This is a genomic window from Demequina gelatinilytica (assembly GCF_000971115.1).
In the GTDB taxonomy this organism is placed as follows: Bacteria; Actinomycetota; Actinomycetes; order Actinomycetales; family Demequinaceae; genus Demequina; species Demequina gelatinilytica.
Genome location: NZ_BBLV01000015.1, coordinates 43,874 through 67,696 on the forward strand (window position 1 = coordinate 43,874; position 23,823 = coordinate 67,696).

The 23,823-nt window shown below is 73.8% G+C and carries 14 protein-coding genes; 1 reads left to right on the forward strand and 13 read right to left on the reverse strand.

Going from position 1 to position 23,823, the window contains the following annotated elements; translation table 11 throughout:
* The first annotated feature begins 91 nt into the window (after positions 1-91).
* Positions 92-661: a DNA-3-methyladenine glycosylase I gene (locus AOM00_RS12220; protein WP_062518052.1), complete on the forward strand. Its 570-nt coding sequence runs from the start codon at positions 92-94 to the stop codon at positions 659-661.
* Between the two features lie 105 nt (positions 662-766).
* Here AOM00_RS12220 and AOM00_RS12225 read toward each other — a convergent pair whose 3' ends face one another.
* The 13 genes from AOM00_RS12225 to AOM00_RS12285 all read right to left on the reverse strand — a co-directional run bounded on the left by AOM00_RS12225 (position 767) and on the right by AOM00_RS12285 (position 23,715).
* The gene (locus AOM00_RS12225) at positions 767-1,276 is read right to left on the reverse strand and encodes a (deoxy)nucleoside triphosphate pyrophosphohydrolase (protein WP_062304078.1); all 510 of its coding nucleotides are present in this window, start codon (positions 1,274-1,276) and stop codon (positions 767-769) included.
* A 15-nt stretch (positions 1,277-1,291) separates the two neighbouring features.
* The gene (gene gcvH, locus AOM00_RS12230; RefSeq protein WP_062518053.1) at positions 1,292-1,675 is read right to left on the reverse strand and encodes a glycine cleavage system protein GcvH; all 384 of its coding nucleotides are present in this window, start codon (positions 1,673-1,675) and stop codon (positions 1,292-1,294) included.
* Positions 1,676-1,740: 65 nt separating this feature from the next.
* Positions 1,741-2,871, reverse strand: coding sequence for a glycine cleavage system aminomethyltransferase GcvT (gene gcvT, locus AOM00_RS12235; protein WP_062518054.1), 1,131 nt, complete (start codon positions 2,869-2,871; stop codon positions 1,741-1,743).
* Between the two features lie 46 nt (positions 2,872-2,917).
* Positions 2,918-3,472: a hypothetical protein gene (locus tag AOM00_RS12240; RefSeq protein ID WP_062518055.1), complete on the reverse strand. Its 555-nt coding sequence runs from the start codon at positions 3,470-3,472 to the stop codon at positions 2,918-2,920.
* Complete coding sequence (locus tag AOM00_RS12245; protein ID WP_062518056.1) at positions 3,469-4,290, reverse strand: PP2C family protein-serine/threonine phosphatase; 822 nt, start codon at positions 4,288-4,290, stop codon at positions 3,469-3,471. The genes AOM00_RS12240 and AOM00_RS12245 overlap by 4 nt, the downstream gene beginning before the upstream one ends.
* The gene (locus AOM00_RS12250) at positions 4,287-6,143 is read right to left on the reverse strand and encodes an FHA domain-containing protein (protein ID WP_062518057.1); all 1,857 of its coding nucleotides are present in this window, start codon (positions 6,141-6,143) and stop codon (positions 4,287-4,289) included. The genes AOM00_RS12245 and AOM00_RS12250 overlap by 4 nt, the downstream gene beginning before the upstream one ends.
* A 25-nt stretch (positions 6,144-6,168) precedes the next feature.
* The gene (locus tag AOM00_RS12255) at positions 6,169-8,703 is read right to left on the reverse strand and encodes a transglutaminase-like domain-containing protein (RefSeq protein ID WP_062518058.1); all 2,535 of its coding nucleotides are present in this window, start codon (positions 8,701-8,703) and stop codon (positions 6,169-6,171) included.
* Positions 8,700-10,067, reverse strand: coding sequence for a DUF58 domain-containing protein (locus tag AOM00_RS12260; protein ID WP_062518059.1), 1,368 nt, complete (start codon positions 10,065-10,067; stop codon positions 8,700-8,702). The genes AOM00_RS12255 and AOM00_RS12260 overlap by 4 nt, the downstream gene beginning before the upstream one ends.
* Entirely contained in the window at positions 10,064-11,023 is a 960-nt protein-coding gene (locus AOM00_RS12265) for an AAA family ATPase (protein WP_062518060.1), read from the reverse strand. The genes AOM00_RS12260 and AOM00_RS12265 overlap by 4 nt, the downstream gene beginning before the upstream one ends.
* Positions 11,024-11,075: 52 nt before the next feature.
* A complete protein-coding gene (locus AOM00_RS12270; RefSeq protein ID WP_062518061.1) occupies positions 11,076-16,997 on the reverse strand; it encodes an Ig-like domain-containing protein in 5,922 nt (1,973 codons plus the stop codon).
* Positions 16,994-18,076 carry a serine/threonine-protein kinase gene (locus AOM00_RS12275; protein WP_062518062.1) on the reverse strand — a complete coding sequence of 361 codons (1,083 nt, stop codon included), beginning with the start codon at positions 18,074-18,076 and terminating at the stop codon, positions 16,994-16,996. The genes AOM00_RS12270 and AOM00_RS12275 overlap by 4 nt, the downstream gene beginning before the upstream one ends.
* A gap of 126 nt (positions 18,077-18,202) precedes the next feature.
* Positions 18,203-21,070, reverse strand: a complete 2,868-nt coding sequence (gene gcvP, locus AOM00_RS12280) for an aminomethyl-transferring glycine dehydrogenase (RefSeq protein ID WP_062518063.1) — start codon at positions 21,068-21,070, stop codon at positions 18,203-18,205.
* Positions 21,071-21,171: 101 nt separating this feature from the next.
* Positions 21,172-23,715: a 5'-nucleotidase C-terminal domain-containing protein gene (locus tag AOM00_RS12285; protein ID WP_062518064.1), complete on the reverse strand. Its 2,544-nt coding sequence runs from the start codon at positions 23,713-23,715 to the stop codon at positions 21,172-21,174.
* Positions 23,716-23,823: the final 108 nt, after the last annotated feature.

Consider the following 23,823-nt stretch of genomic DNA (forward strand, 5'->3'; position numbering starts at 1 on the left):
CCGATGTCCGCGGACCTTTCCACGATTGAACTGTCCACAAGTGCCACAAACCGGGGAAGCGGGTGTCGGATCGTCACGCCAGACTGGGCCCATGACCACGGAGACGAACGACCTCATCCGCTGCTTCGGCGCGGGCGATCCGCTGTACGAGCGCTACCACGACGAGGAGTGGGGCCTGCCCGTGCACGGCGACGCCGCGCTGCTCGAGCGCATCGTGCTCGAGGGGGCGCAGTCGGGGTTAGCCTGGATCACCATCCTGCGCAAGCGCGAGGGGTACCGGGAGGCGTTCGAGGGCTTTGATCCTGCCGCGGTCGCAGCCTTCACCGAGGCTGACGTGGAGCGGCTCATGGACGACGCCCGGATCGTCCGCAACCGCCGCAAGATCGAGTCCGCGATCATCAACGCGCGCGCGACGGTGGCGCTCGCCGAGGCGGGCGGCAGCCTCGACGCGCTGTTCTGGTCGTTCGCCCCCGAGCAGCGCGCCGTCGCCCCTGGCAGCTGGGAGGACGTGCCCGCCTCGACGCCCGAGTCCATCGCTCTCGCGAAGGCGCTCAAGAAGGCGGGCTTCGTGTTCGTGGGGCCCACCACCATGTACGCCGCGATGCAGGCCTGCGGCCTGGTGGACGACCACATCGCGGGGTGCGTCGCCGCGCGGGTCTGAGCACCGCTCACGCGTCGGAACGGGCAGGTTGTCCACATTTGTATCCACTTGATGTGGATATGTCCACCTTGGTGGGCACCAGCGAGCGGCACACGGCCGCAGGTGTCAGCAGTACGCGCGGCGGTGACGCTCGACGGCGTCGGTGAGGAGCGCCTCGACGATGCGCTTGTCCGCCGGCAGCCACGGGACATCGCGCCAGGCGCCCGGCTCGAGCCAACGCAGCTCGTCATGGTCCTCGAGCGGACGCGGCTCGACAGGCGCGCCATCCGCGCCGGGCAGGATCCGCGCCCACCACACCCGCATCACCAGGCGGTCCACGTCGGCGTCGCCAGGACGCAGCATCCACACCGGGCAGTCGCACGAGGCCTCGACGCCCGTGCCGTCGTCGGGACCCACGAGCTCCTCGCCGATCTCGATCTCGACGCCCAGCTCCTCCCGGATCTCGCGTCGGAGGGCCGCCTCCGCGGTCTCTCCGCGCTCGACCTTGCCGCCGGCGAACTCCCACAGGCCCGCGAGAGCGGACGGGGCGCTGCGACGCGCGGCCAGCAGGCGCCGCGGGGCGTCGAGCGAGTCCGTGATCGCCGCGGCGACCACGAGGCGCGTGTTGACTCCCATGCCCGTGCCCAGGTCCTAGGCGATCGTCGCCGCGTACGCCTCGGCGTCCAGCAGGTCGGTCGCGGTCTCGGTCATCTCGACCTTGAAGATCCAGCCGTCGCCGTACGCGTCCGAGTTGATGGTCTCGGGGGCGGACTCGAGGCCCTCGTTCACGGCGGTGACGGTGCCGGACACCGGCGAGTACAGCTCGCTCACGGCCTTGGTCGACTCGAGCTCGCCGCAGACCTCGCCCGCGATGACGGTGTCGCCCACCCGGGGCGCCTCGACGTACACGATGTCGCCCAGCGCGGCGGCGGCGTGCTCGGTGATGCCCACCGTGACCTCCGCACCCGCATCGGGCTCACCGGCCACCCACTCGTGCTCCGCGGAGTACGCGAGCTCGTCGGGAACGTTCGACATGACAACCCCTCTCGGGTCGGGTCTATGAAGATCTGAGGACGCGGAGGGCCCGCCCTGGGATGAGCCTACGAGCCCCGCGAGTAGAACGGTAGCGCCGTCACGGTCATGTCCTCGCGCCTGCCACGTACGTCGATGCCGACCACGGTGCCGGGCTCCGCGAGCGCCGCGGGCACGTACGCCATGGCGATCGGCCTGCCGAGCGTGGGCGACGGCGCGCCCGAGGTCACCGTGCCCACCGCGACCCCCGCATCGTCCAGCACCGGGTACCCCGCACGCGCGGCGCGGCGGCCGTCCCCGACCAGCCCGACGAGGACGCGCGACGGCCCCTCGACCTTGGCCTTGAGAAGCGCCTCCCGACCCACGAAGTCCCCGCGCGGCTTGGCGGCCGTCCCGAACACGACGATGCGTCCCAGGCCCGCGTCGAAGGGCGTGGTGTCGCGCGTGAGCTCCTGACCGTAGAGCGGCATGCCGGCCTCGAGGCGGAGCGTGTCGCGCGAGGACAGGCCGCACGGGACGATGCCGTCCTGGGCTCCGGTCGCGAGCGCGAGCTCCCACACGGCGGCGGCCTCATCGGCGCCGACGAACAGCTCGAAGCCGTCCTCGCCCGTGTAGCCGGTGCGGGCGACGAACGCGTGGATGTCGCCCTCGAGCAGGACGTTCGCGGCGGAGTAGTAGCGCATCGCCCGGATGTCGTCGTCCCCGCGGACGCACATGCGCGCGACGATGCCCTCGGCCAGCGGGCCCTGGACGGCGATGAGCGCGATCTCGGCGGAGATGTCCTCGACGCTCGCGTCGAAGCCCTGGACCCGCGCCGCGAGCTCGGCGACCACCACATCCTTGTTCGAGGCGTTGGCGACGATCACGAAGTGGTCGTGGTCGCGGCGGTACACGATGAGGTCGTCGATGACGCCGCCCTCGGGCGTGCACAGCATGGTGTACTTCGCCCCCGCGAGCGCGAGCGCGGACAGCCGCCCCACCAGCGCGAAGTCGAGGAACGCCGCCGCCTCGGCGCCGCGGATGGAGATCTCGCCCATGTGGGACAGGTCGAACAGGCCCGCGCCCGTGCGCACCGCGGTGTGCTCCGCGATGTCGCCGCTGTAGCGGACCGGCATCTCCCAGCCGGCGAAGGGCACGAGCGTCGCACCGAGGGCGACGTGCTGATCGTGGAGCGGCGAGCGCAGGATGGCGTCGGACATGCCCCTCAGCGTAGTGGCGGGACGATGCGGCGCCGGCGGCAGCGCGCTACAGGAGCACGAGCGCCACGACGACCGCGGCGACGACGGCGACCACGGAGCCGGCGACCAGCGCGAGCGTCCGCCTGCGCCTCGACACCAGCCGCTCCTCGGTGCGTGCGGCTCGGCCCGCCGCATCCAGCACCTGCGGCTGCCGCTCCGTCGCGGGCTCGTCGAGACGCGGCGGCTGCGGCCACACCCCCGCGCCGGTCGCGGACTGCGTGTGCCGGATGCGCGGGTAGTAGTGCTGCGGCGGCCCCCCGAAGGTCGCGGACGCCGCCTCATCGCCTCCGCCGTCCGTCGCGGCGAGATCCGCCGGGGGACGCAGGACCTGGTCCTCGGGCCGGCTCCGCGGGCGGCGACGGGGCGCCACGGTGTCGCTGATGTCCATGGGCTCGGTGCTCTGCTGCGTCGCAGGCTGCGTCGCGCTCTCCGCGAGCCTCCGCCGCGACAGGCGCGTCGAGCCGTCCGCCTCGGCGGACGCCGGGTCCTCCGACGCCGCGCGCGCCGCCTCCGCCTCGCGGGCCGCGCGGCGCGCCGACACGTGGGTCTCGTCGCCCGTCATGATCCGCCTCGCCGGCGCGAGCTCGGCGTGGTGTCCTCATGCGCCTCGAGGCCCCAGACCGACCACGGTGCAGGATCGGCCTCCGGTGCGGTGGTCGACACCGCATCGGCCACCACCACGGTGACGTTGTCGCGTGCCCCACGCCCCACCGCAAGCTCGACCAGGGCCGACGCGGCCTCGATCGGGTCGCCGATGAGCCCCGCGAGATCGCCGATCTCGCGGTCCTCGACCTCCTTCATGAGGCCGTCGCTCGCGACGATGAGCCGGCGGCCCGCGACCTGCGGCACCAGCCACGCATCCATCTCGGGGATGTCGTCGCCGATCGCGCGGGTGAGCAGGTTCCGGTCGGGGTGCACGAGCGCCTCATCAGGGGTGATGTAGCCCTCGTCGACCAGCTCCTGGACGTGCGAGTGGTCCACGCTCACCTGCCGCAGCATGCCGCCGTCGAGCGCATACGTGCGCGAGTCGCCGACGTTGACCACCATCCACCACGGGCTGCCGTCGTGCATCACCGCGACCGCGCCCGTGAGGGTGGTGCCGGACGCCGCACCGACCTCCGCCTGGACCTGCGCGACCAGCCTGCGCGACTCGAGGTGCGCACGCTCGACGTCCGACGGCGTCACCGCGACCGCGCCGACCAGCGGGTGGAAGGCCGCGATCGCGGCACCCGCGGCCTCGGCGCCGGCGACGTGGCCTCCCATGCCGTCCGCGACCACGAACACGGGCGCCTCGGCGAGGTAGGCGTCCTCGTTGCGCGCGCGGCCGCCCACGGCCGTCGCGCCGCCGCCGAGCACCTCGGGCGCACCGCCGGCGGTCATGCGCCGCCCCGGCGGCGGATCTCGACCTCGACATCGCCCAGGATCAGGCGGCCGGTGACCTCGGTGGGGACCCCTTCGGGCGCCTGCGACTCGTAGCCGGCCGCGTCGACCACGTAGGTGCCGTTGGTGGACCCGAGGTCCTCCACCCACCACACGCCGCGCTGGAGCGTGAGGCGTGCATGCGACTTCGAGACCGTGCGCGTCGAGTCGGCCAGGTCGAGTCGGCGGGTGCCGTCGGTCGGGGGGAGCCCTCCGCTGCGGCCCAGCAGCACCGCCGAGGCGTCGAAGCCGTACACGCCGCCCTCCGACGTCACGAGCTCCCAGGCCTCGCGCTGGCGAGCCGAGACCTGCGTGCGGTCGTCGGGGTGGTCGTCGAACGGAGCCGGCGCGGGAGCGGCGGGCATGACCGGAGGCGGAGCGACGATGCCGGGCTCGGGTTCGCTCGCCGGCGCCGGTGCAGGCGCGGCGTACTGAGCCTCCACCGTCTCGGTGTCGGGTTCGACGGCAGGAGGCGGGACCGCAGGCATCTCGAAGCTCGGGACGGCGGCGGGCGCCTCGGGCGGCGCGGCGGCGCCTCCCCGCAGGTACGGGCTGATGGGCAGGGTCGGGGTGGCCTCGATGTACGGCGCCGACGGCACGGCCGGCGGCTCAGGGGCGGGCTCCGGCGCGGGCTCCGGCTCCGGCTCCGGCTCCGGCGCAGGCTGGGGCTCCGGTTCCTGAGGTGCGGGGGCCGCCAGGAACGCGGGTGCGACGGCTCCAGGCTCATGCGCGTGGTCCGGCGCGGCGTCCTCGGGAGCCGCAGGCTCCGGCGCGGACAGGTGCCATGCGCGCTCCTCCGCCGAGCGTGCGAGCACCTCGGGGGCCAGGGACGCGAACGGGGAGACGCGCGGGACGGGCTCGGCGGTGATGTCGGGATCGGGCTCGGGCGCGGGCTCTTGCGCGGGCAGCTGCTGGACCGGCTGCGTGCTCGGCGCCGGGTGCTCCCACGGGGCGAGGGGGGCGGCGGCGGGCCCCGGAGCGGGCGACGGCGCGGGGGCCGGAGCGGGCGACGGCGGCAGGGAGGGTCCCGCCGGAGGCAGCACCGAGGGCCCGGTCCACTGCGGCGCGTTGAGCCGGGGATAGCCGTCGGTGCCGGTGAACGGCTCGACCGGGTACATGTCGTCGACGTTCGCGGCGGGCTCCGGGGCGCGAGCCCACAGCACGGCGGCGGGCGAGCCTCCCCAGATCGCCTGCTGGCTCTCGGGGTCCGGCTCGGCGGGCTCGTCGGCGGGGGGCGCGGCCGGCACCGCCGACGGTGACGGCGGCGGCACGGGCGCCGCAGGCGGCGTCGCCGCGGGGAACGCGCCGGCGGGAGCCGCGGGCGCGGCCTGCGGCAGCCCCGATCCCCAGCCCACCACAGCGGCCCAGATGCCGGGCGCCACCGCGGCGAGCACGGGCAGCGAGGGGGAGAGGGCGTGGTCGAGCCCGAAGCGGTGGGTCTGGACGATCCACATCGCCCAGGCGGCCACACCTGCGACGAAGGCGGTGCCGAGCCCCGCGAGGGCCACGGTGGAGCTGTCGATCAGCGTCAGGCCCAGGATCCACGTGAGGCATCCGAGCCCGGCCACGCTGCGCGTGATCACCGTGCCCGCGACGGACGACTGGGTCAGGTGCGCGAGCGCCGCGTAGCGCACCACCGGGATCCAGGCGAGGCTCCGCCGCGCACCCACCTTCGAGTACACGGCGCCGAGCGCGGCACCCATCCAGCCGACCCCGATCACGAACGCGCCGACCAGCGCGCCCGCGAGGACGGCAGGCTCGAGGCCGATCGCGGCCACCTCGCTCGTCGCGTCCATGACGACCCCTTCGGTCATCCCCGCGCTCCTTCCCTCGCAACTGTCATCGGCGTCTCCTCGTCGATGAGGAGGCCCCGTGCGACGGCACCGTCCGCCAACGCTCGTCGCCATGGTCCCGCTCACGGTGCTGCTCGTCCCTCACCACCGAGCCGCGCCCCAGCAGCGAGCGGGTCGACAGGCGCGAGCCGAGCCTACGCCACGCACCCTGACGCGCCCGCAGCTCCGCGCGGTCGAGTGCGAGGAGCTCCCAGACAAGCTCAGCATCGTCCGTCTCGACCCCCTCGACGGTGAAGGTCGCACGGTCAGCGACGGTGGCGATCGTCGCGCCGTTCGCGGTCCCGTACGCGGCCGCGACCTCGGCGCGCGTCGACAGCGGCATCGGCGGCAGGCCGGCATCGATGCCGAGATCCACGTACTCGTCCCACCCGCCCTGGGCGGCGGCGGTCGGCGCCGCTCGGTGACGCCTGCGCCGCCGGATGCCCTTGGCGGCGAGCACGCCGAGCAGCGGCCCCGCCAGCAGCAGCACGATCACGCCGATCAGCACCACCGTGCGCACGGTGCCCGTGAACCATGACGGCGAGTGCTCGACGGCCGGCGCCGCATCGTCACCCGCGCTCCGGCCCTTGAGGGCGGCCACGGCGTCGATCGGCTCGGCGCGGTCGGGGTCCGTCTCGGTGGGCAGCTCGGGGTCCGCCTCGGTCGCGACCGTGGGCCGCACGGGCTCGGTGTGCTGAGGGGTGACGTCGACCGCGATCCATTCGCCCGAGCCCGACTGCACCTCGGTCCACGCGCTGACATGGCGCCCGCGGCAGACGTCGGTGCACGCCTCGGGCGTCCACCCCTGCGCATCGGTGTCGACGATCCTGACCCCGACGACCACCCGCGCGGGGAACCCCAGCTCGGCCGCCATGAGCGCGACCGCCACGGAGAACTGCTCGTCGTCGCCTACGGCGGCGACCAGCGCGGCGTCGCTCGCGTCCGCCCCGGCCTCCGCCTCGCGCTCGAGCAGGGCCGTGAAGAGCCGGTCGATGCGGTCGTACGAGTGGCCCGAGGCGGACGGCTCGAACGCGTAGTCCCCCAGGCCGGCGGCCCACAGCGGAGCGACCTCGGCCGTCAGCGCGTGGCTGAGGTAGCCGCGCGCCCGCAGCCGGTCGACCAGCGTCGCGAGGCCCTGGCCGTCGCGGGTGACGCCCTGCTGCTCGACCCACTCGCTCAGCGAGGCGGGGATGAGGTCGCGCGGGATGCCGGCGCCACCGGGCGACGCGCCCGCGTCGGCGAGCGTGGTGGCGGCCGGTGCGGACGCGGTCACGGTGAGCGTGTCGCCCGCCGCGACACCGCCGTCGAGGGCGACGATCGCGGCTGCGGCCTCGGGCGCGTAGTAGAACGAGTCCGCGAGCGAGCCCGAGCGCGGTCCGCTGAACCGCGCGTCGCCCAGCGCGCCCGGGATGGGCGCCCACGGCCCCTCGAGGCCCTCGATCGCGATGGTCACGGACACCGCATCGTCCCCCTCGAGCGGCAGGCTCGACGGCACCCGCTGGAAGCGCAGCGGCGTGAAGCCGTCGGGGGCGACCGCCGTGAACGCGCTGCCGTCGAAGAACGGCAGGGTCGCGATGCGGATGCGCTCGAGGTCGCCGGAGACGTCGCTGACGCTGAACAGCGGCGCGTCGAAGAGCGCATCGCTGAACGACGCGCGATACGTGGTGAGCGGGGACACCGAGCTGTCCACCACGAGCCGCGGCGTGACCGTGGTGCGGGCCACCTCGCGCGGCTGCGACTGCGCCACCGGAACCGCGACCGCGACCGCGACCAGCACGGCCCCGACGAGCACGCCGGTGCCGAGCCCGAACCTCCCGAGCGCGCGGAACGGCGTCCGCTCCCCGCGGACGCCGCCGCCCGCGGCGCGTAGCGCGGCGCGGCGCTGCTGCGCCATGCGCCACCACATCCACGCCAGCGTCGCGCCCCATGCGCACAGGCCGATGACGATCTCACGGCTGAGGCCCGCGGCGGACCCCGGGAGCAGGTCGAAGTCCGTGCGCGCAGCCGGGCCGAGCAGGACCGCCACGGCGAAGCCGGCCCCTCCCACGGCAGCGCTGAGACCCCACCAACGGGTCCGCGTGCCGGACCACACGATCCCGGCGACGGTCGCGACCACCAGCACGAGCGGCACCGCGAGGGTCGCCCCGTACTGCCCGATCGGCACCGGCAGGGTGACGATGTCCTTCCACCCGGTCACGGGCGCGCGGACCGCCTCGATGCCGGCCCTCGCGAAGGCTTGCGGCGTGCGCAACGCACCGGGGATGGCGACCACCACGGCCGCCGCCAGGTAGCCCAGCGTCGCGAGCACGATCGCGGGTGCCGGGCCGCGCCGCGCCAGGACGGACGCGAGGCTCGCGACCATCCCGACCCCGAGGCCGACGAGCATGACGAGCCCGTAGCGCGCGGGCGCGCCGTCCGAGGCGACGAAGACCGGGCGCAGCGTGAAGATGATCGCCCCGGCCATCGCGGCGGCGTAGGCCGAGGCCCCGATCACCACCTCGGCAGGGACCGCGGCGCGGCGCGTGCGCTCGGCCCGGCTCACGCGCGCGCCGCCCCTCGCGAGAGAAGGTGCCGGAGGTCGTCGAGCACGCCGAGGCTCACCAGCTGCAGGCTGCCGAGCGCATGGGTGCGCGGCTCCGCCGCCGGCGCGCACACGATCGCGCCGACCGACACGTCGGCGGGGAAGCGCAGCGCCGCGGTGCGGAGACGCTCGTGCCCCAGCGCCGAGCCCGTCACCAGCACCGCGAGCGAGGTGCCCGGATCGTCCTCCGCGACCATGCGCGTGACCGTCGCGAGGTCCATCGCGGCGTCGCTCGCCTCGATGCCCGCGAGGTCGTCGAGCAGCGCACGAGGCGCTCCCACGCGTAGCGCCCGCACCGACCGCACCGACGCGCGCGCGAACTCGGGGACCTCGCCGCTCGCGACGGCGCGGACCTCGCGTCCGTCGCGGATCGCGCGCGTGCCGAGCGAGGCGAAGGCGCTCACCGCCATCTCGAACTCGTCCTCGTCGCGGTAGGACCCGAGGTCGACGTCGAGCACGAGCGTGAGCAGCGAGCGCCGGGTCTCCTCGAACTGGCGGACCATGAGCGTCCCGGTCTTCGCCGTCGACTTCCAATGGATGTGGCGCTGGGCGTCGCCCCGTTGGTACTCGCGCACCGCGTGGAAGGAGATGTCCTCGCTCGTCAGGATCCTCACCGCCTGGCCCTCGAGGTCGCGCACCCACCCCAGCGACGTGCTGGGCACCTCGACGGTCCGCGGGTGGACGTAGAGAGTCTGGACCTCGTCCCACGCACGGTGCCGGCGCAGCAGCCGCAGGGGATCGGTGCGGGCCGACGACACCGGCCCGACCTCGACGATCCCCCGCCGGCGGGCGGGGACCACCACGCGGTCGGCCCACTCGACACCGCCGCGCAGGAGCGGCACGTGCAGCTCGACGAGCGCCTCCCCGACCGGCAGCTCGACCGTCCCGGGAGCGGCGGCATGGCGGGCCTCGTTGACCACGATCACGGAGCCCGCGGTCGGCTCGCCCGCGACGACCGCGTCACGGTCGAGCGCGAACGTCACGCGGTAGCTCAGCTCACCCAGCAGGAACGGGACGGCGACCGCGAGCGCCACGAGCCCCGCGAGCCCCGCGACGAGCGCCTCCTCCCATCCGAAGGACAGCCCCATCACCAGGCCGGCGAGCGTCCAGCCCGCGACCATCCAGCCTGCGGGGGTGACGAGCCCGCGGACCGTGCGCCACGCCCCGGCGGCCACGGCTCCGACGGCATGCCCCGCGCGATCGAGCCTGAGCCGCGCCCCGACCACCCGACCACGCGGAGCGTCGGCGACCTCCGTGCGTGTCGAGTACGTCCCGGTCGCGAACGTGCGCGTCCGGGTCGCGGTGAGGTCGGGGCGATCGGTCACACGAGGTCCCGCTGGCTGGGCGGCGCGGTGTCGAGCAGGATCTGCCCGATCACGGCACCCTGCGTCACGCCGTCGAACTCCGCCTCGGGATCGAGGATCAGGCGGTGCGCGAGCACCACCTCCGCGAGCGCCTTGACGTCGTCGGGTACCACGTAGTGGCGGCCGTGCGCGAGCGCCCACGTGCGGCACGCGCCCGCGAGCGCGAGCGCGCCTCGCATCGACGCCCCGAGCCGCACCTGCGTCGCGCTGCGCGTCGCCCCGACGATGCGCGCGATGTAGTCGGAGATGAGCGCATGCTGCTGGACGTCATGGGTGAGCTCCGACATGGTGGTGATGGTGTCGAGCTCGGCGATCGACGGCACCACCACGCGCGCGCGCCGCTTGGGCTCGAGGATCCGCAGCGTCGCCGCGTGGTCGGGGTAGCCGAGCGAGGTGCGCATGAGGAAGCGGTCGAGCTGCGCCTCGGGAAGCGCGTACGTGCCCGCCTGCTCGATCGGGTTCTGCGTCGCGACGACCATGAACGGCTCACCGACCTCGCGCGTCACCCCGTCCACCGTGACCTGGCGCTCCTCCATCACCTCGAGCAGGGCCGACTGCGTCTTGGGCGAGGCACGGTTGATCTCATCCGCGAGGACCACGTTCGCGAACACCGGCCCATGGTGGAACTCGAAGCGTCCCTGGTCGTAGACCGTCACCCCCGTCACGTCGCCGGGCAGCAGGTCCGGCGTGAACTGCAGGCGTGTGCTCGTTCCCTTGACGGTCTGCGCGATGGCGCGCGCGAGCGACGTCTTGCCCGTGCCGGGCACGTCCTCGAGCAGCAGGTGCCCCTGCGCGATCATGGCGGTGAAGGCGAGCTCCACCACGTGCCGCTTGCCGACCACGGCGCGCTCGACGTTGTCGACGAGCTTGCCGAACGTGGTCTCGAACCACTGCGTGTGCTCGGAGGTCAGGGCCACAGCGGACTCCTTTCGTGACGACCCGCTCGGGGCCGATGCGTGGCGCGCGCCGTCATGGCGTCACCGTCGGGTCGGGGGTGGGTTCGGGGGTGGTCTCGGGAGGGGCGCCGGTGCAGGTCACGGCGGCGCTGGTCCAGTCCCCGATGCCCGCGAGATCACCCTGGAAGGCGACGGTCACGAGCGCGGTGCGCATGAGGGTTGCGTCATCGGTGACCGCGCCGTCGGCGTCGAGCATGAACACGGTCGCCGCGAAGTCTCCCGCGGTGCCACCGTACGTGGGGCGCGGCGTGGTTCCCACCGCGCACGCCGCGAACGTCACGGTCGGTCGGTAGGACGCGCCGGACTCCGGCGTGACGGGCGTGGTCTGCGTCGAGCACGTTCGCTGACCGCCGCCGAAGTCGACGCAGTAGTACGCGACCACGGACACGTCGCGGCCGGCGACCAGGACGTCCGCGAAGGTGCGCGAGGTGGTGCCGTCGGAGCCGCGGTACCAGACTTCGAGGCCCGGCGCGGGCTGCCATTGCGGCTGGCCCGTGAGCGCCGTGGTGCAGCTGGTCCCGCCACCCACGCAGGACGAGGCGACGCGGTACCCGCGCTGGAGCACGGGCGCGCCGGGATCCTGGAAGGCGGCGAACACCACGTCGACCGTCGCGGCCTCCCCGAAGGTGCGGTCGTCCGCGCGGCTCTCGGCGCACACCGTGACCGTGTTCGCGGTGTTGCCGTCGACCGCGACCGTGAGGGACGCGGTGCCTCCGCCCGCCTCGACCATGTCCACGCAGCGTCCACCGGTCATGCGGCCCACCCACGTGGTCGAGCCCGCGCCGCCCGTGGTGACGGTCGCGGTGATGGTCGCGTCCGCGTCGCCCGGCGTGTACGCGTGGGTGGCCGCGGTGATGGTGGGCCGGCCGATGCCGTTCGCGGTGAAGCTCAACGACTCGCCCGCGGCGTCGGGCTCGCCCGTCGGCGGCAGGTCGAGCCCGGTCAGCGGCTCGATGGTCACCGCGATCGGTGCGTTGGAGCCGATCGCGATCCCGTCGAGCCGCTGCTGCCCGCCGGTGACCGCGACGGTCTGCTCGGAGTCGCCCGCCACGATCCTCACCGCGCTGGTCGAGGTGTCCGCGACGTCGAGCACGATGTCGATCCTGCCGCCGTCGCCCGAGGTGACCGCGGGCTGCCACGAGACGAGCCGCGGCTGCGCGGGGGCGGCGTACGCCCACGCCTGCACGCTCGGCCCCGAGCGTGCGCGCCCCACGGCGTTGACCGCGAGCGCGGTGTACGTCGCCTTGGAGCCGTTGGCGAGCCCCGTGACCGGCGTGCACACGCCTTGCGGGGTGCACGTCGCGACGGTCGAGCCGTTCGACACGATGTCGAAGCCCTGCAGCGCCGGATACGCGCCGGCCGCGGGGCCCGGGGTGACCGCGAGCGTCGCCGTGCCGTCGCCGTAGTCGCTCTGGACCACGCGCGATGCGGAGCGGGGATACCCCTGGAGGTCGAGCGAGATGGTGCCGACGCGCTCTCCGCTGCTCACGCGGCCCTGTGCGTCGCGGACGCGGAAGACGGCGTCGCACGCACCTCCCGCGGCCTCGGGCGCCCAGCTCGCGCGCACCGCGCCGCCGGAGGTGACGGCGAACGTCACGTCGGGGCAGTCGTCGGCTCCGGTGACGTCCACGACCTCGAGCGGGGTGCCGGGCAGGGGGTTGACCTCTCCCGCGCCACCGATCACGGTGATGGTGCAGCCGTCGCCCTGGGCCTGGGAGCATCGCTGCACCACCGATCCACCCTTGGGGAGCTCGGACGGGGCCGGCCCCACCACCAGCGACAGGACCCGGGGCTGAACCTCCGGGTGGTCCGGCAGCGACACCGTGACCGACTCGGCGCGTCCCGGCGCCGCGGAGTCCTCGGCCGTGATGGTCAGGCTTGCGCCGTCGCGCGTCACGCGGAACAGCTGGCCCGAGTAGGTGGCGTCGACGTCGACCGTCGACGCCGGTGCGCCGTCAGGCCACCGCACCATGTCGCCCAGGTCGAACCGTGCGGACCGCCCGGGCGAGAGCTCGAGCGAGGCGCTCACCAGGCTGGGGACGGGGTCGGTGGGCACCACCGTCACCGGCACGGGAAGGATCGTCCACGAGTCCTGACCCTCGAGCCGGACCGCGATGAGGCACGCGTCGGTGTACGGCGCGCCGCGGCCCGCCTCGTACCGGACCGTGGTGCCGCCCGCGCTCACGCAGCGGCCGGCCTCACGCGCGCCGCCCGCCGCGATCTGGGTCGCGTCCACCTCGATCGCGGTGCCGGTGGGTGCCGCGAGCAGCGGGATGACGTCGACCGTGGTCTGCCCGTCCTCGTCGACCTGGATGCGCGCGTCCTCGCGCAGCGCGAGGCGCAGATCCTGGCCGCCGAGCACCCGGAGGAAGCCGTAGCCCGTGGTGGGCTCGCCCGAGAAGTCCTCGCCGTCGACGCGGAAGGGGATGATCCGCGTCTGGTCCGGCAGGGGGCCGGCGATGCGCGCCCCGTCGACCGTGAGGTCCTGCTCGTCGCGCCACAGCGACAGCGACAGCGTGGGCGCGTCGCCGCTCGCCCACGCGACGGTGCCGTCGAGGACATCGACGCCGTCGGGGAAGGTGTCCCGGTCCTCGAGGGAGAGCACGGTGTCCGCGACGATCGGCACGTCCACCACGGGCTCGCGCACCGCCTTGAGGACGATGCGCCCCTGGGACAGCGAGCCCGTCGCGTTGCGCGCGGTGTAGAGGAACGCGTAGGTGCCCACGTCCTCGGGCACCTCGAACGACACCAGGCCGTCCGCCAGCGACGCCTCGAGCGCACCGGCATCCCCCAGGAGCGCCTCGAGCGACGAGTGCTCCTGCGTACCCTCGACCGCGTCGGGCCGCACGCCCACCAGCTCGAGCTCTCCACCCGTGAGGTCGATGTCGTTCGCGAGCGGCTGGACCACCACGCGCCGGCCCGTGCCCGCCTGCACCTGGACCAGGTCCGAGTACGTGACGGGAGCCGGGTCCGCCTCCACCGCGACCACCCCGATGCGCGCCGTCGCCGTCGCGGAGCGCCCGCGGGCGTCGACCACACGGAACTCGAACGCGTCCTGACCCGCGAAGCCCGCGACGGAGGTGTACACGAGCGACGTGCCGTCCGCGCTCACGCGCGCCGCGCCGCTGGTCGGCTGCGTGACGACGGCGTCGAGCCGGACCTCGTCGCCGTCGGGGTCGGTCCCGGTGCCGTCGAACGTGAGCCGGACCTCTTCGCCGGACGATGCCCGCCCGGCCATGTCCTCGGGCGTGGGAGCGGCGTTGTCCAGCCCGTCCGTCACCGTCACGACCACGGTCGCGGTGTCCCGCTGCGACGGGTAGCCGAGCACGTAGGAGGCGTAGGGGATCCGATAGGTGCCGGGGGTGTCCGGGGCGAGGATGCGTACAAGAGGCCCCGCGGCGAAGGCCAGGCCGTCGCCCTCGGGCGCGGCCACCGAGCCCGGATCGAGCGCGACCACCGCGCCGGCGCCCGCCACGTCGTTCCCGAGCACCCGCACGTCCACCTGGCCGCCCGCCCGGACGGTGATCGCATCGTCCGTCGCGAGCGGCGGGGCCGGCACCGAGCCGTCGAGCAGCATCACCGTGATCTCGCCGCGCACCGTCATCGCCGCGCGGCCCGAGCCGTCGGACACCGTGTAGGACACCACGCCGAGGACCCCCGGCTCGCCGTCGCCGGTGGTCCCCGACAGGCGCAGCGCGCCGTGACCGACGATCGAGGCCTCGACGCGCGCGCCGTCCGTGGGGTCGACGGAGGCGTCGGAGAGCAGGAGCACGCGGCCGCCCGGGTTGGTGACGGCGTCGAGCACGTCGACCGTCACGTCCTCATGCGGTCGCACGAAGGCCGTGAGGGGGACGGTCGCGAGCGCCTCGTCCTCCGGCGCGAGCACCGTGACGCGCGCGGTGCCCCGGGCCTGGAGCGCGCCGTCCACCACGGTGAGCTGCACGGTGTAGGTCCCCGGCTCCTCCGCCGCGAAGAGCACGCCCGAGGCATCGGGCGCGACCTCGACCGTCGCGGCGTCCGCGGGATCCACGCTCGCCTCCGTCACGAGCGGCGCTCCCGCGCCGCCGGTGACATGGCCCGTGAGGTCGATGAGAGTACGCACACCCTGGAGCGACGCCACCGCGAGCGGATCGACGCTGAGGCGCGGCGAGGTCACCACGCTGACGCCGAGAGTGCGCGTCGCCGTCATCCCGCGCGAGTCCGCGACCGTGACCTCGACCTCCACGAGGCTCGAGTCGCCGCCGTGGCGCACCACCACGGTGCCGTCCGGTGCCGCGGCGACCGCGACGTCGGGGTCGGACGATGCGGCGGCGGCGAGGTACACGGGGTCGCCGTCCGGATCCACCCAGCCCTCGAGCACGTCGACCGTCACGGTGCCGCCGGACTCGAGGCGCGGCGCCGGCCACGGTGCGAGGCATCCCTCCGTCCCGCACCACTCGGGTGCGGACTCGGACGCGGACACGGTCAGGGTGACCTCCGCCGCAGGCGAGACGCCCTCGGGTCCGGAGCCGTCGGAGACCGCGTAGGAGAAGGTCGCGGTGCCGGTCGCGCCGGGGGCGACGGTCGCGACGAGCGACTGGCCGTCGTCACCGATCGCGATGCTCGCGAAGTCCTCGGCGGGCTGGGTGAGCGATGCGGCGTCGACGGTGAGGAGGTCCCCGTTCGGATCGTGGTCGTTGAGCAGCACCGGGAGCCGGACCTGCCGGCCGGCCCGCACCCCGAGCGCATCGTCCTCGGCCACCGGCGGCCGCGGGTCGCGCACCTCGGTCGCCTGCTGCTGATCCTCCTCGGTGGTGGTCGCCGGGTCCTCGGGGTCCCAGTCCTGCGACGAGGCGACGAGCGTGCCCGACGGGACGTCCCAGACCCAGCCGCTGCGCACCTCGTTGAGCACCATGCGCGAGCCGTTCGACCGCAGCGCGGGCTCGCGCCGCTCCCCGAGGGTGCCGTCCGCGTAGTCGAGCGCGATGGTCGGCCCCGCGGAGCTCCACAGGGTCCCCGAGCCTCCGCCGGCCGGCAGCCATGCGGCGTAGACGACGCCGTCGAGCTCGGCGGGCGCGGCCGGCGCGCCCGCCGCGGCGGAGGACCCGAAGACCCGCGTCGCAGCGCCGCCGTCGGCCTGCACCATCACCAGCCCCGAGCCGTCCGCGATCGCGACGTCGGCGGACCCCGACGGGTGCTGGAGGCGCGCATCGGCGTCGGTGCCCGTCGCGATCGCTCCGTCGATCGACTCGCGCCACAGCTCGCCCGATCCGGGCTCGAGCAGCACCCAGTCGTCGCCGGCGAAGGACACCTGGTACGTCGCGTCCTCGGGAGCGCCGTCGACCGCGTCGATGCCGTCCACGCGTCCGTCGAGGCCGGCGCGCACCACGCCTCCGTGGGCGGGGGAGTAGGCGGCAAGGTCGCCGTCCGCCGTCACGGCGATGGCGACGGCGCGCAGCCCGTCGCCGCTCGCGAGCGTGACCTCGCGCGGCGACAGCACCGTGTCGTCGGAGATCCGGCCGACCAGGACGTCGCCGTCGGCCGCGAGGTATGCGACGGCATCGCCCTCCGAGACGACCGCGGTGGTCCCCGCCGGCGTCTCCACCGCGCCCTCGGCAGCGGCGTCGAGGTCACGGGGCCGGCCCGCCTCGAGCGCGATCGCACGGGTGAGGCCGGACGAGAGCACCAGCAGGCGGTCGCGGTACTGGAGGATGTCGTTGGGCGCATCGACCTCCTTGACCGTGTCGACCTCCGCGAGCGCGGTGTTGACCCGCGCGTAGCGCTCCCCCGACGCCGTCTGGAGCGCCCAGACGGTCGGATCGATCGCATCGGCCTCGCGCTCGTCGAAGCCGGGCGCCAAGGCGACGCCCACGGCGGCCGCGACCAGCGCGACGCCCGTGACGATGCGCATCGTCCTGCGGCGTCGCGCGGCGGTGGCGCGGCCGACGTCGGTCACCCGCCGCCCGCCAGCGTCATCACGAGCACGGTGGTGACGGTCGCGGCGGCGGCCGCACCCACCACCCAGGCGACCAGGGTGCGCGGCGTCGCGTGCGGCTGGCGCGTGAGCGTGCCGGTCGCCTGCACGGGGCGTCGACGCTGCGCGATCGGCACGTGGGAGCGCTTGGGGCCGCGCGGGCCGTCGTCGACCGTCACCCGGGAGGCGTGGGCCCACGCCTCCGTGGGGACCTCGAGCGGCGTCACCGGGAGGTCGAGCTCGCGCTGGACCGCCTGGAGCGCCTGCCCGAACGCGAGCGCGCTGCGGTAACGGTCGCCCGGGTCCTTGCGCATGCCGCCGGCCAGGGCCGCATCGAGCGAGGCGGGGACGTCGTCCCGACCGACGTCGCGGTAGCGGGCCTTCACGATGCGCGCCTTGAGGTCCTCCTGGGACAGGCGCCGGTCCGCCTCGTCGAACGGGCTGTGCTGGGCGAGCAGCGTGTAGACGGTGGCCGCGAGCGACCACACGTCGGAGGCGACGGTGCCCGAGCTCATGCGGTCCACCACCTCGGGCGCGCTCCACGGCGGGCTCATCGCGACATCGTCCGCATCGCCGGCCATCACCGCCGTCGCGACGCCGAAGTCGGACAGCACGGGATGCCCGAACTGCGTCACCAGGATGTTCGAAGGCTTGATGTCGCGGTGCAGCATGCCGATGCGGTGGGCCGCCTCGACCGCGGACGCGATCTGGATCCCCACCGCGAGGACGTCGGGGACCGGGATCCGCTCGGCGCGGTAGCGGTTGGCGAGCGAGCCCGGGCAGTACTCGACCACCATGTAGGGCCGTCCGTCCGCGGACACCGAGGCCTCGTGCAGCGTGAGGATCGACGGATGCGCGCTCAGCGCCGCCATCACGTCCGCCTCGACCCCCAGCGCCCGCACCGCGGTGTCGCGGATCCGCGCGTGGAGCACCTTGACCGCCACCTGCCGGCGCGGCATGTCCTGCTGGTACAGGAACACATCCGCGAAACCGCCCTGGCCGAGCGGGCGCACATGCGAGTAGCCGGGGAGCACCGGCGGCTGGAGGGGCGGACGCGTCATGACCCTCCGGACCCGGCGCGCGGGCGACGACGAGGGTGCGACGGGTTCATGACGCCAGGGTAGCGGCGCAAGGCTCGCATACCGCCCAGCACCTCGCCGCGCGGTCGCCTCGGCGAGGCGGGCGGCTCAGCCCTCGTACTCCTCGAGCGGCGGGCAGGCGCACACCAGGTTGCGATCGCCATGGGCGTTGTCGATGCGGCGCACCGGCGCCCAGTACTTGTCGACGCGCAGCGACGGCACGGGGAACGCGGCCTGCTCGCGCGGATACGCGCGGTCCCACGTGTCCGAGGCCACCATGGCGACCGTGTGGGGCGCGTGGCGCAGCGCCGAGTCGGCCGCGGCGATGTCGCCGCGCTCGATCGCGGCGATCTCCTCGCGGATCACGATCATGGCGTCGATGAAGCGGTCGATCTCCGCGAGGTCCTCGGACTCCGTGGGCTCGACCATGAGCGTGCCCGCGACGGGGAAGGACATGGTCGGGGCGTGGATGCCGAAGTCGATGAGGCGCTTCGCGATGTCCTCCGCGGTCACGCCCGTCGCCTTGGTGAGCGGACGCACGTCCAGGATGCACTCGTGCGCCACGAGGCCGCCGGGGCCACGGAACAGCACCGGGTAGTGCGGCTCGAGGCGCGTGGCGACGTAGTTCGCGGCCAGGACGGCGGTCTCCGTCGCGCGCCGCAGGCCCTCGTGGCCCATGAGCGCGATGTAGGCCCAGGAGATCGGCAGGATGCCCGCCGAGCCGTACGGCGCCGCGGAGACGGCCGCGCCCTCGCGCTGGAGCTCCGACGGCGACTGCACGGGTGCGAGCGACCGCGGCAGGAAGGGCACCAGGTGCGAGGCCACCGCCACGGGGCCCACGCCGGGGCCGCCGCCGCCATGGGGGATGCAGAAGGTCTTGTGGAGGTTGAGATGCGAGACGTCGCCGCCGAACCGCCCGGGCTTGGCGAGCCCCACGAGGGCGTTGAGGTTGGCGCCGTCGATGTAGACCTGGCCACCCGCCTCGTGCACCGCCGCGCAGACCTCGCCCACGTGCTCCTCGAACACGCCGTGGGTCGACGGGTAGGTGATCATGATGCAGCTCACCCGGCCCTCGTGGGCCGTGAGCTTGGTGCGCAGGTCCTCGAGGTCGACCTCGCCGTCCTCGGCGGTCGCGACCACCACGACGCGCATGCCCGCGAGCACCGCGGACGCGGCGTTGGTGCCGTGGGCGGAGGCGGGGATGAGGCACACGTCGCGATCGAGGTCGCCACGCGAGCGGTGGTACCCGCGGATCGCGAGCAGGCCCGCGTACTCGCCGCGCGAGCCGGCGTTCGGCTGCACCGAGACGGCCGCGTAGCCCGTGATCTCCGCGAGCTGCTCCTCGAGCTGAGCGATCATCTCGCGGTAGCCCGCCGTCTGATCCGCGGGGGCGAACGGGTGGATCTGGGCGAACTCGGGCCAGCTGACGGCCGCCATCTCCACGGCGGCGTTGAGCTTCATGGTGCACGAGCCGAGCGGGATCATCGTGCGGTCGAGCGCGAGGTCGCGGTCGGCGAGCCGCCGCATGTAGCGCATGAGCGAGGTCTCGGACCGGTGCGCGTGGAAGATCGGGTGCGCGAGGTACTCCGACGTCCGGCGCAGCCCCACCGGGATGGTGACCGACGGTCCGGTGTAGACGGGCCAGTTCGCACGGCGGTCGAGGATGGCCTCGACGAGCGCGGTGAGGATCTCGGGCGTGGTCTTCTCGTCGCACGCGATCGCGACCGCATCGCCGTCGAGGCGGTGCACGTTGATGTCGCGCGCGGCGATGCGCGCGATCACCGAGTCGGCTCCGCGGGGGACCTCGATCACGACCGTGTCGAAGAAGTGCTCGTGGCGGATCGCGACGCCGCGGGCGCGCAACGCATCCGCGAGGGTCGCGGCCATGGTGTGGACGCGCAGCGCGATCTCACGCAGCCCCTCCGGCCCGTGGTACACCGCGTAGAAGCTCGCGATCACCGCGAGCAGCGCCTGCGCGGTGCAGATGTTGGAGGTCGCCTTGTCGCGCCGGATGTGCTGCTCGCGGGTCTGGAGCGCGAGGCGGTACGCGGGGTCGCCGTCCGCATCGACGCTCACGCCCACCAGGCGTCCGGGGAGCTGGCGCTCGAGGCCCTCACGGACCGAGATGTACGCGGCATGCGGGCCGCCGAAGAACAGCGGCACGCCGAAGCGCTGGGCCGAGCCGACCGCGATGTCCGCGCCCAGCTCGCCGGGCGCCTTGATCACGCACAGCGACAGCAGGTCCGCCGCGACCGTGACGAGCGCGCCCGCGGCGTGCGCGGACTCGATGAGCGGTGCGATCTCCCGCACCACGCCGGTGCGGCCGGGCTGCTGGATCACCAGGCCGACCAGGTCCTCGGGGGCCTCCCAGCCCTCGCCGAGCTCCTGCACGTCGAGCGGGAGCCCGATCGCCTCGGCCTGGGCGCGCACCACCTCGAGCGTCTGCGGCAGGCACTCGGCGTCGAGCACGATCCGCCCGCCGTCCTTGCCGCGGACCGCGCGCCGCATCAGCAGCATCGCCTCGGACACCGCAGTGGCCTCGTCGAGCAGCGACGCGCCCGCGACCGGCAGCGCGGTGAGGTCCGCGATCATCGTCTGGAAGTTGAGCATCGCCTCCAGCCGCCCCTGGGAGATCTCCGCCTGGTACGGCGTGTAGGCCGTGTACCAGGCCGGGTTCTCCAGGACGTTGCGCTGGATCACCATGGGGGTGATCGTGTCGTGATAGCCCTGGCCGATCATCGACACCTGGACGCGGTTGCGTCCCGCCAGCTCGCGGAGGTCCGCGAGGACCTCCGTCTCGGTGCGCGGCTCGGGCAGCACCAGCACGTCGTCGCGCCGGATCGACGCGGGCACCGCCGCATCCACGAGCGAGTCCAGCGAGGCATGCCCGACGGCCTCGAGCATGGTCTCCACGGCATGGGCGTCGGGTCCGATGTGGCGGTCGGCGAAGGAGGTCACCGGGCCATTCTTGCGCATCGTCGCCCCCCTGTGTCCCGGGCACCCCGCGCGGCATCCGCCCGGGACGGCGAACGGGGCCGGGCCATGCGGCCCGGCCCCGTCGCGTCAGCGCCCTGGTGCTACTTCACCAGCCGCGGCCACGAGCTCACCGAGTCGGTGACGTAGCCGTCCTTCTCCGCGGTGATGCGCACCTTGATGAGGTGGCCCTGGTCCCAGAAGCGCGGGGTGTAGGTGCTGTCCGTCGCGCCCTTGATCGGCTTGCCGTCACGGAGCCACTGGTAGGTGAGCTCGTCCGGACGTGGGCGGAACATCGGCTTCGGCGCGGTGATGGTCGTCTTGGGCTCGACCGTGCCCGCGATGTGCGGACGGGCGGGGGTGTCCCATTCCTTGAGGACCTTGACCGGGGTCGCCTTGACCGTGGTGGTGACGTAGCCCTCGAGCGAGGCGGTCACCTTGACGGTGACGCGCTTGCCCATGTCGGACTTGCGGATGCGGTACGTCGGGTGGGTCGCACCCGAGATCGGCTCGCCGTTGCGCAGCCACTGGTAGGTGTAGGTCGCCGGGGTGGGCTCCCACGCGCCCAGGTCGGCGGTCAGCGTGCTGCCGAACTGGGCCGCTCCCTCGATGACCGGCTTGGGTGCCGACTCGAACGCCACCGGCTCCGGGGACGCCACGTCGATCGCGACGGCGAACGAGGTACCCGTGACGTCGCCCTCGATCTCGAGCAGCTGCTCGCCCACGAGGCCCTCGGGGATGGTGACGGCCACGGACGCGGTGCCGTGCTCGTCGAGGATGTCGGTCGGCGCCGTGTTGGTCACCGGGAAGGTGCCGAGCGCGTCGCCGTCGAGGCTCACCACGACGTTGTCGTCCGTGAGGTCGCTCGCGCCGGTGAACATCAGCGACGTGAGGTCGAACGACAGCTCCTCGCCGGCGGTGACGTCGAACGAGTCGAGGCCCTGCAGACCGATGGCGTGCTGCGCGTAGTCCGTGCCCAGCGAGCCGTTGTCGGCGAGGTAGTCGACCATCGCGGCGAGGTCGATGCGGCCCGAGTCGGCCACATCCGTGCCCTCGGCGAACGTGGTGAAGTTGTCACCGCCGGCCGCGAGGAACGAGTTCATGGTCACCGTGAAGGTGTCGGCGGGCTCGATGAGCACGCCGTCAAGCCACATCTGGAGGATGCGCTCGCCCTCCGCGGCGGTCGCGTCGTAGGTGTACTCGAAGCCCTCCGAGACGCCCAGGCGCAGGAACGGACGCGACGATCCGGAGGGCTGCCACTGCTCCTCGAGGACCGCGGCGAGCTGCTCGCCCGTCAGCGTCATGGTCACCAGGGTGTTCGCGAACGGCTGCACGCCGGCCGCCGCCTTGTACGTGATCTCGCCCGTGCCGTCGCCCTCGGCGCCGATCATGTCGGCGCGCAGGCCGCCCGGGTTCATGAACGCGATCTGCGCGCCCAGGCCCTCGGTCGCCCAGCGCTGGACCTCGGCCACGGCGTTGCCCAGCGTCGACTCGCCGCCGCGGCTCGAACCGGACGTGCCGGACGCCGTGGTCGCGCGGTAGAGCGGCTGGTCCATCTCGCCGAGCACCTCGGCGCCGAGCACGTCAGCGTTGGACTGCGCCGCGGACACGATCGCCGCGACGTCCGGGTCCGCCGCCCACACCGGGGAGGAGGCGCCGGACTCGACCAGGTCGACGATGCTCGTCTCGACGTCCGCGATCGAGCCGCTGTCGGCGCCGACGGTGAAGATCAAGCGGTTGAGGTTCATGCCGTACTGGCCGGCGGAGACCACGGGGCGCTCGGTGACCGCGCGGCCCTCGTCGATCCACTCCTGGACCGGGACCTTGTGGTCGTAGGCCATGTGGGTGTGGCCGGAGATGACCGCGTCGATGCTCGGGTCCAGGTCGGCGAGCATCTGCCCGAAGTTGTTCGAGGTGTCGACCGCGTCGGCATAGGCGGTGGTCGGCGCGCCCTCGTGCACCAGCAGCACGATGACGTCCGCGCCCTCCTCCTCGAGGACCTCCGCCGAGCGGTTGGCCGCGACGGCCTCGTCCTCGAACTCGAGCATCGACACGCCGTCGGGCGAGACGAGCGACGGGGTCTCCTCCGTCACCGCGCCGATGAAGCCCACCTCGACGCCGTCGAAGTCCTGGATCCAGGTCTCCGGAAGCGCCGGGTCGCCCGTGTCCACGAAGCGGACATTCGCGCCCAGGTACTCCCAGGTCGCACCGCCGTACGGGTTCGTCTCCTCGTCGTAGGCCGCCATGACCCGGTCGACCAGGTCCTCGTAGCCCTGGTCGAACTCGTGGTTGCCCACCGCGGAGACGTCGAGGCCCATCGCGTTGAGCGCGTCGATGGTCGGCTTGTCCTTCGCGATGAAGCTCTCGAACGTCGAGGCGCCGATGAGGTCGCCCGCCGCCGCGAAGACGGTGTTGGGGTACTCCGACTCGAGGTCGGCGACCGCCGTCGCGAGCGAGGCCGCCCCCGCGACACCGTTGTACGTGTCGGGCAGGATGCGCCCGTGGAAGTCGTTGATGCCCAGGACCTGGACCTCGACGGCCTCCTCGATGGTCTCAACGGCCTGAGCGGGAACGGCGAGCGCTGCCACGAGGAGGCCGGCAGCACCGGTAGCCCCCAGGGTCAGCACCCGCGACGCGGGTCGATTCATGTTCTCTCCTTGACGAACGTAGGCGCGCGGCATCACCCGGCGCAGTCGCAAGGTATCGGCGCTCAGTGCCACTGAGAAGACGAAGAACCTGTTATTCACCCAGTCCTT

What these genes read in the sequence shown, in the direction of transcription:
- gcvH (WP_062518053.1), bottom strand. Translation starts at nt 1,675, where the DNA reads ATGTCGAACGTTCCCGACGAGCTCGCGTACTCCGCGGAGCACGAGTGG.
- AOM00_RS12245 (WP_062518056.1), bottom strand. Translation starts at nt 4,290, where the DNA reads ATGACCGCCGGCGGTGCGCCCGAGGTGCTCGGCGGCGGCGCGACGGCC.
- AOM00_RS12240 (WP_062518055.1), bottom strand. Translation starts at nt 3,472, where the DNA reads ATGACGGGCGACGAGACCCACGTGTCGGCGCGCCGCGCGGCCCGCGAG.
- AOM00_RS12275 (WP_062518062.1), bottom strand. Translation starts at nt 18,076, where the DNA reads ATGACGCGTCCGCCCCTCCAGCCGCCGGTGCTCCCCGGCTACTCGCAT.
- AOM00_RS12285 (WP_062518064.1), bottom strand. Translation starts at nt 23,715, where the DNA reads ATGAATCGACCCGCGTCGCGGGTGCTGACCCTGGGGGCTACCGGTGCT.
- gcvT (WP_062518054.1), bottom strand. Translation starts at nt 2,871, where the DNA reads ATGTCCGACGCCATCCTGCGCTCGCCGCTCCACGATCAGCACGTCGCC.
- gcvP (WP_062518063.1), bottom strand. Translation starts at nt 21,070, where the DNA reads ATGCGCAAGAATGGCCCGGTGACCTCCTTCGCCGACCGCCACATCGGA.
- AOM00_RS12250 (WP_062518057.1), bottom strand. Translation starts at nt 6,143, where the DNA reads ATGACCGAAGGGGTCGTCATGGACGCGACGAGCGAGGTGGCCGCGATC.
- AOM00_RS12225 (WP_062304078.1), bottom strand. Translation starts at nt 1,276, where the DNA reads ATGGGAGTCAACACGCGCCTCGTGGTCGCCGCGGCGATCACGGACTCG.
- AOM00_RS12220 (WP_062518052.1), top strand. Translation starts at nt 92, where the DNA reads ATGACCACGGAGACGAACGACCTCATCCGCTGCTTCGGCGCGGGCGAT.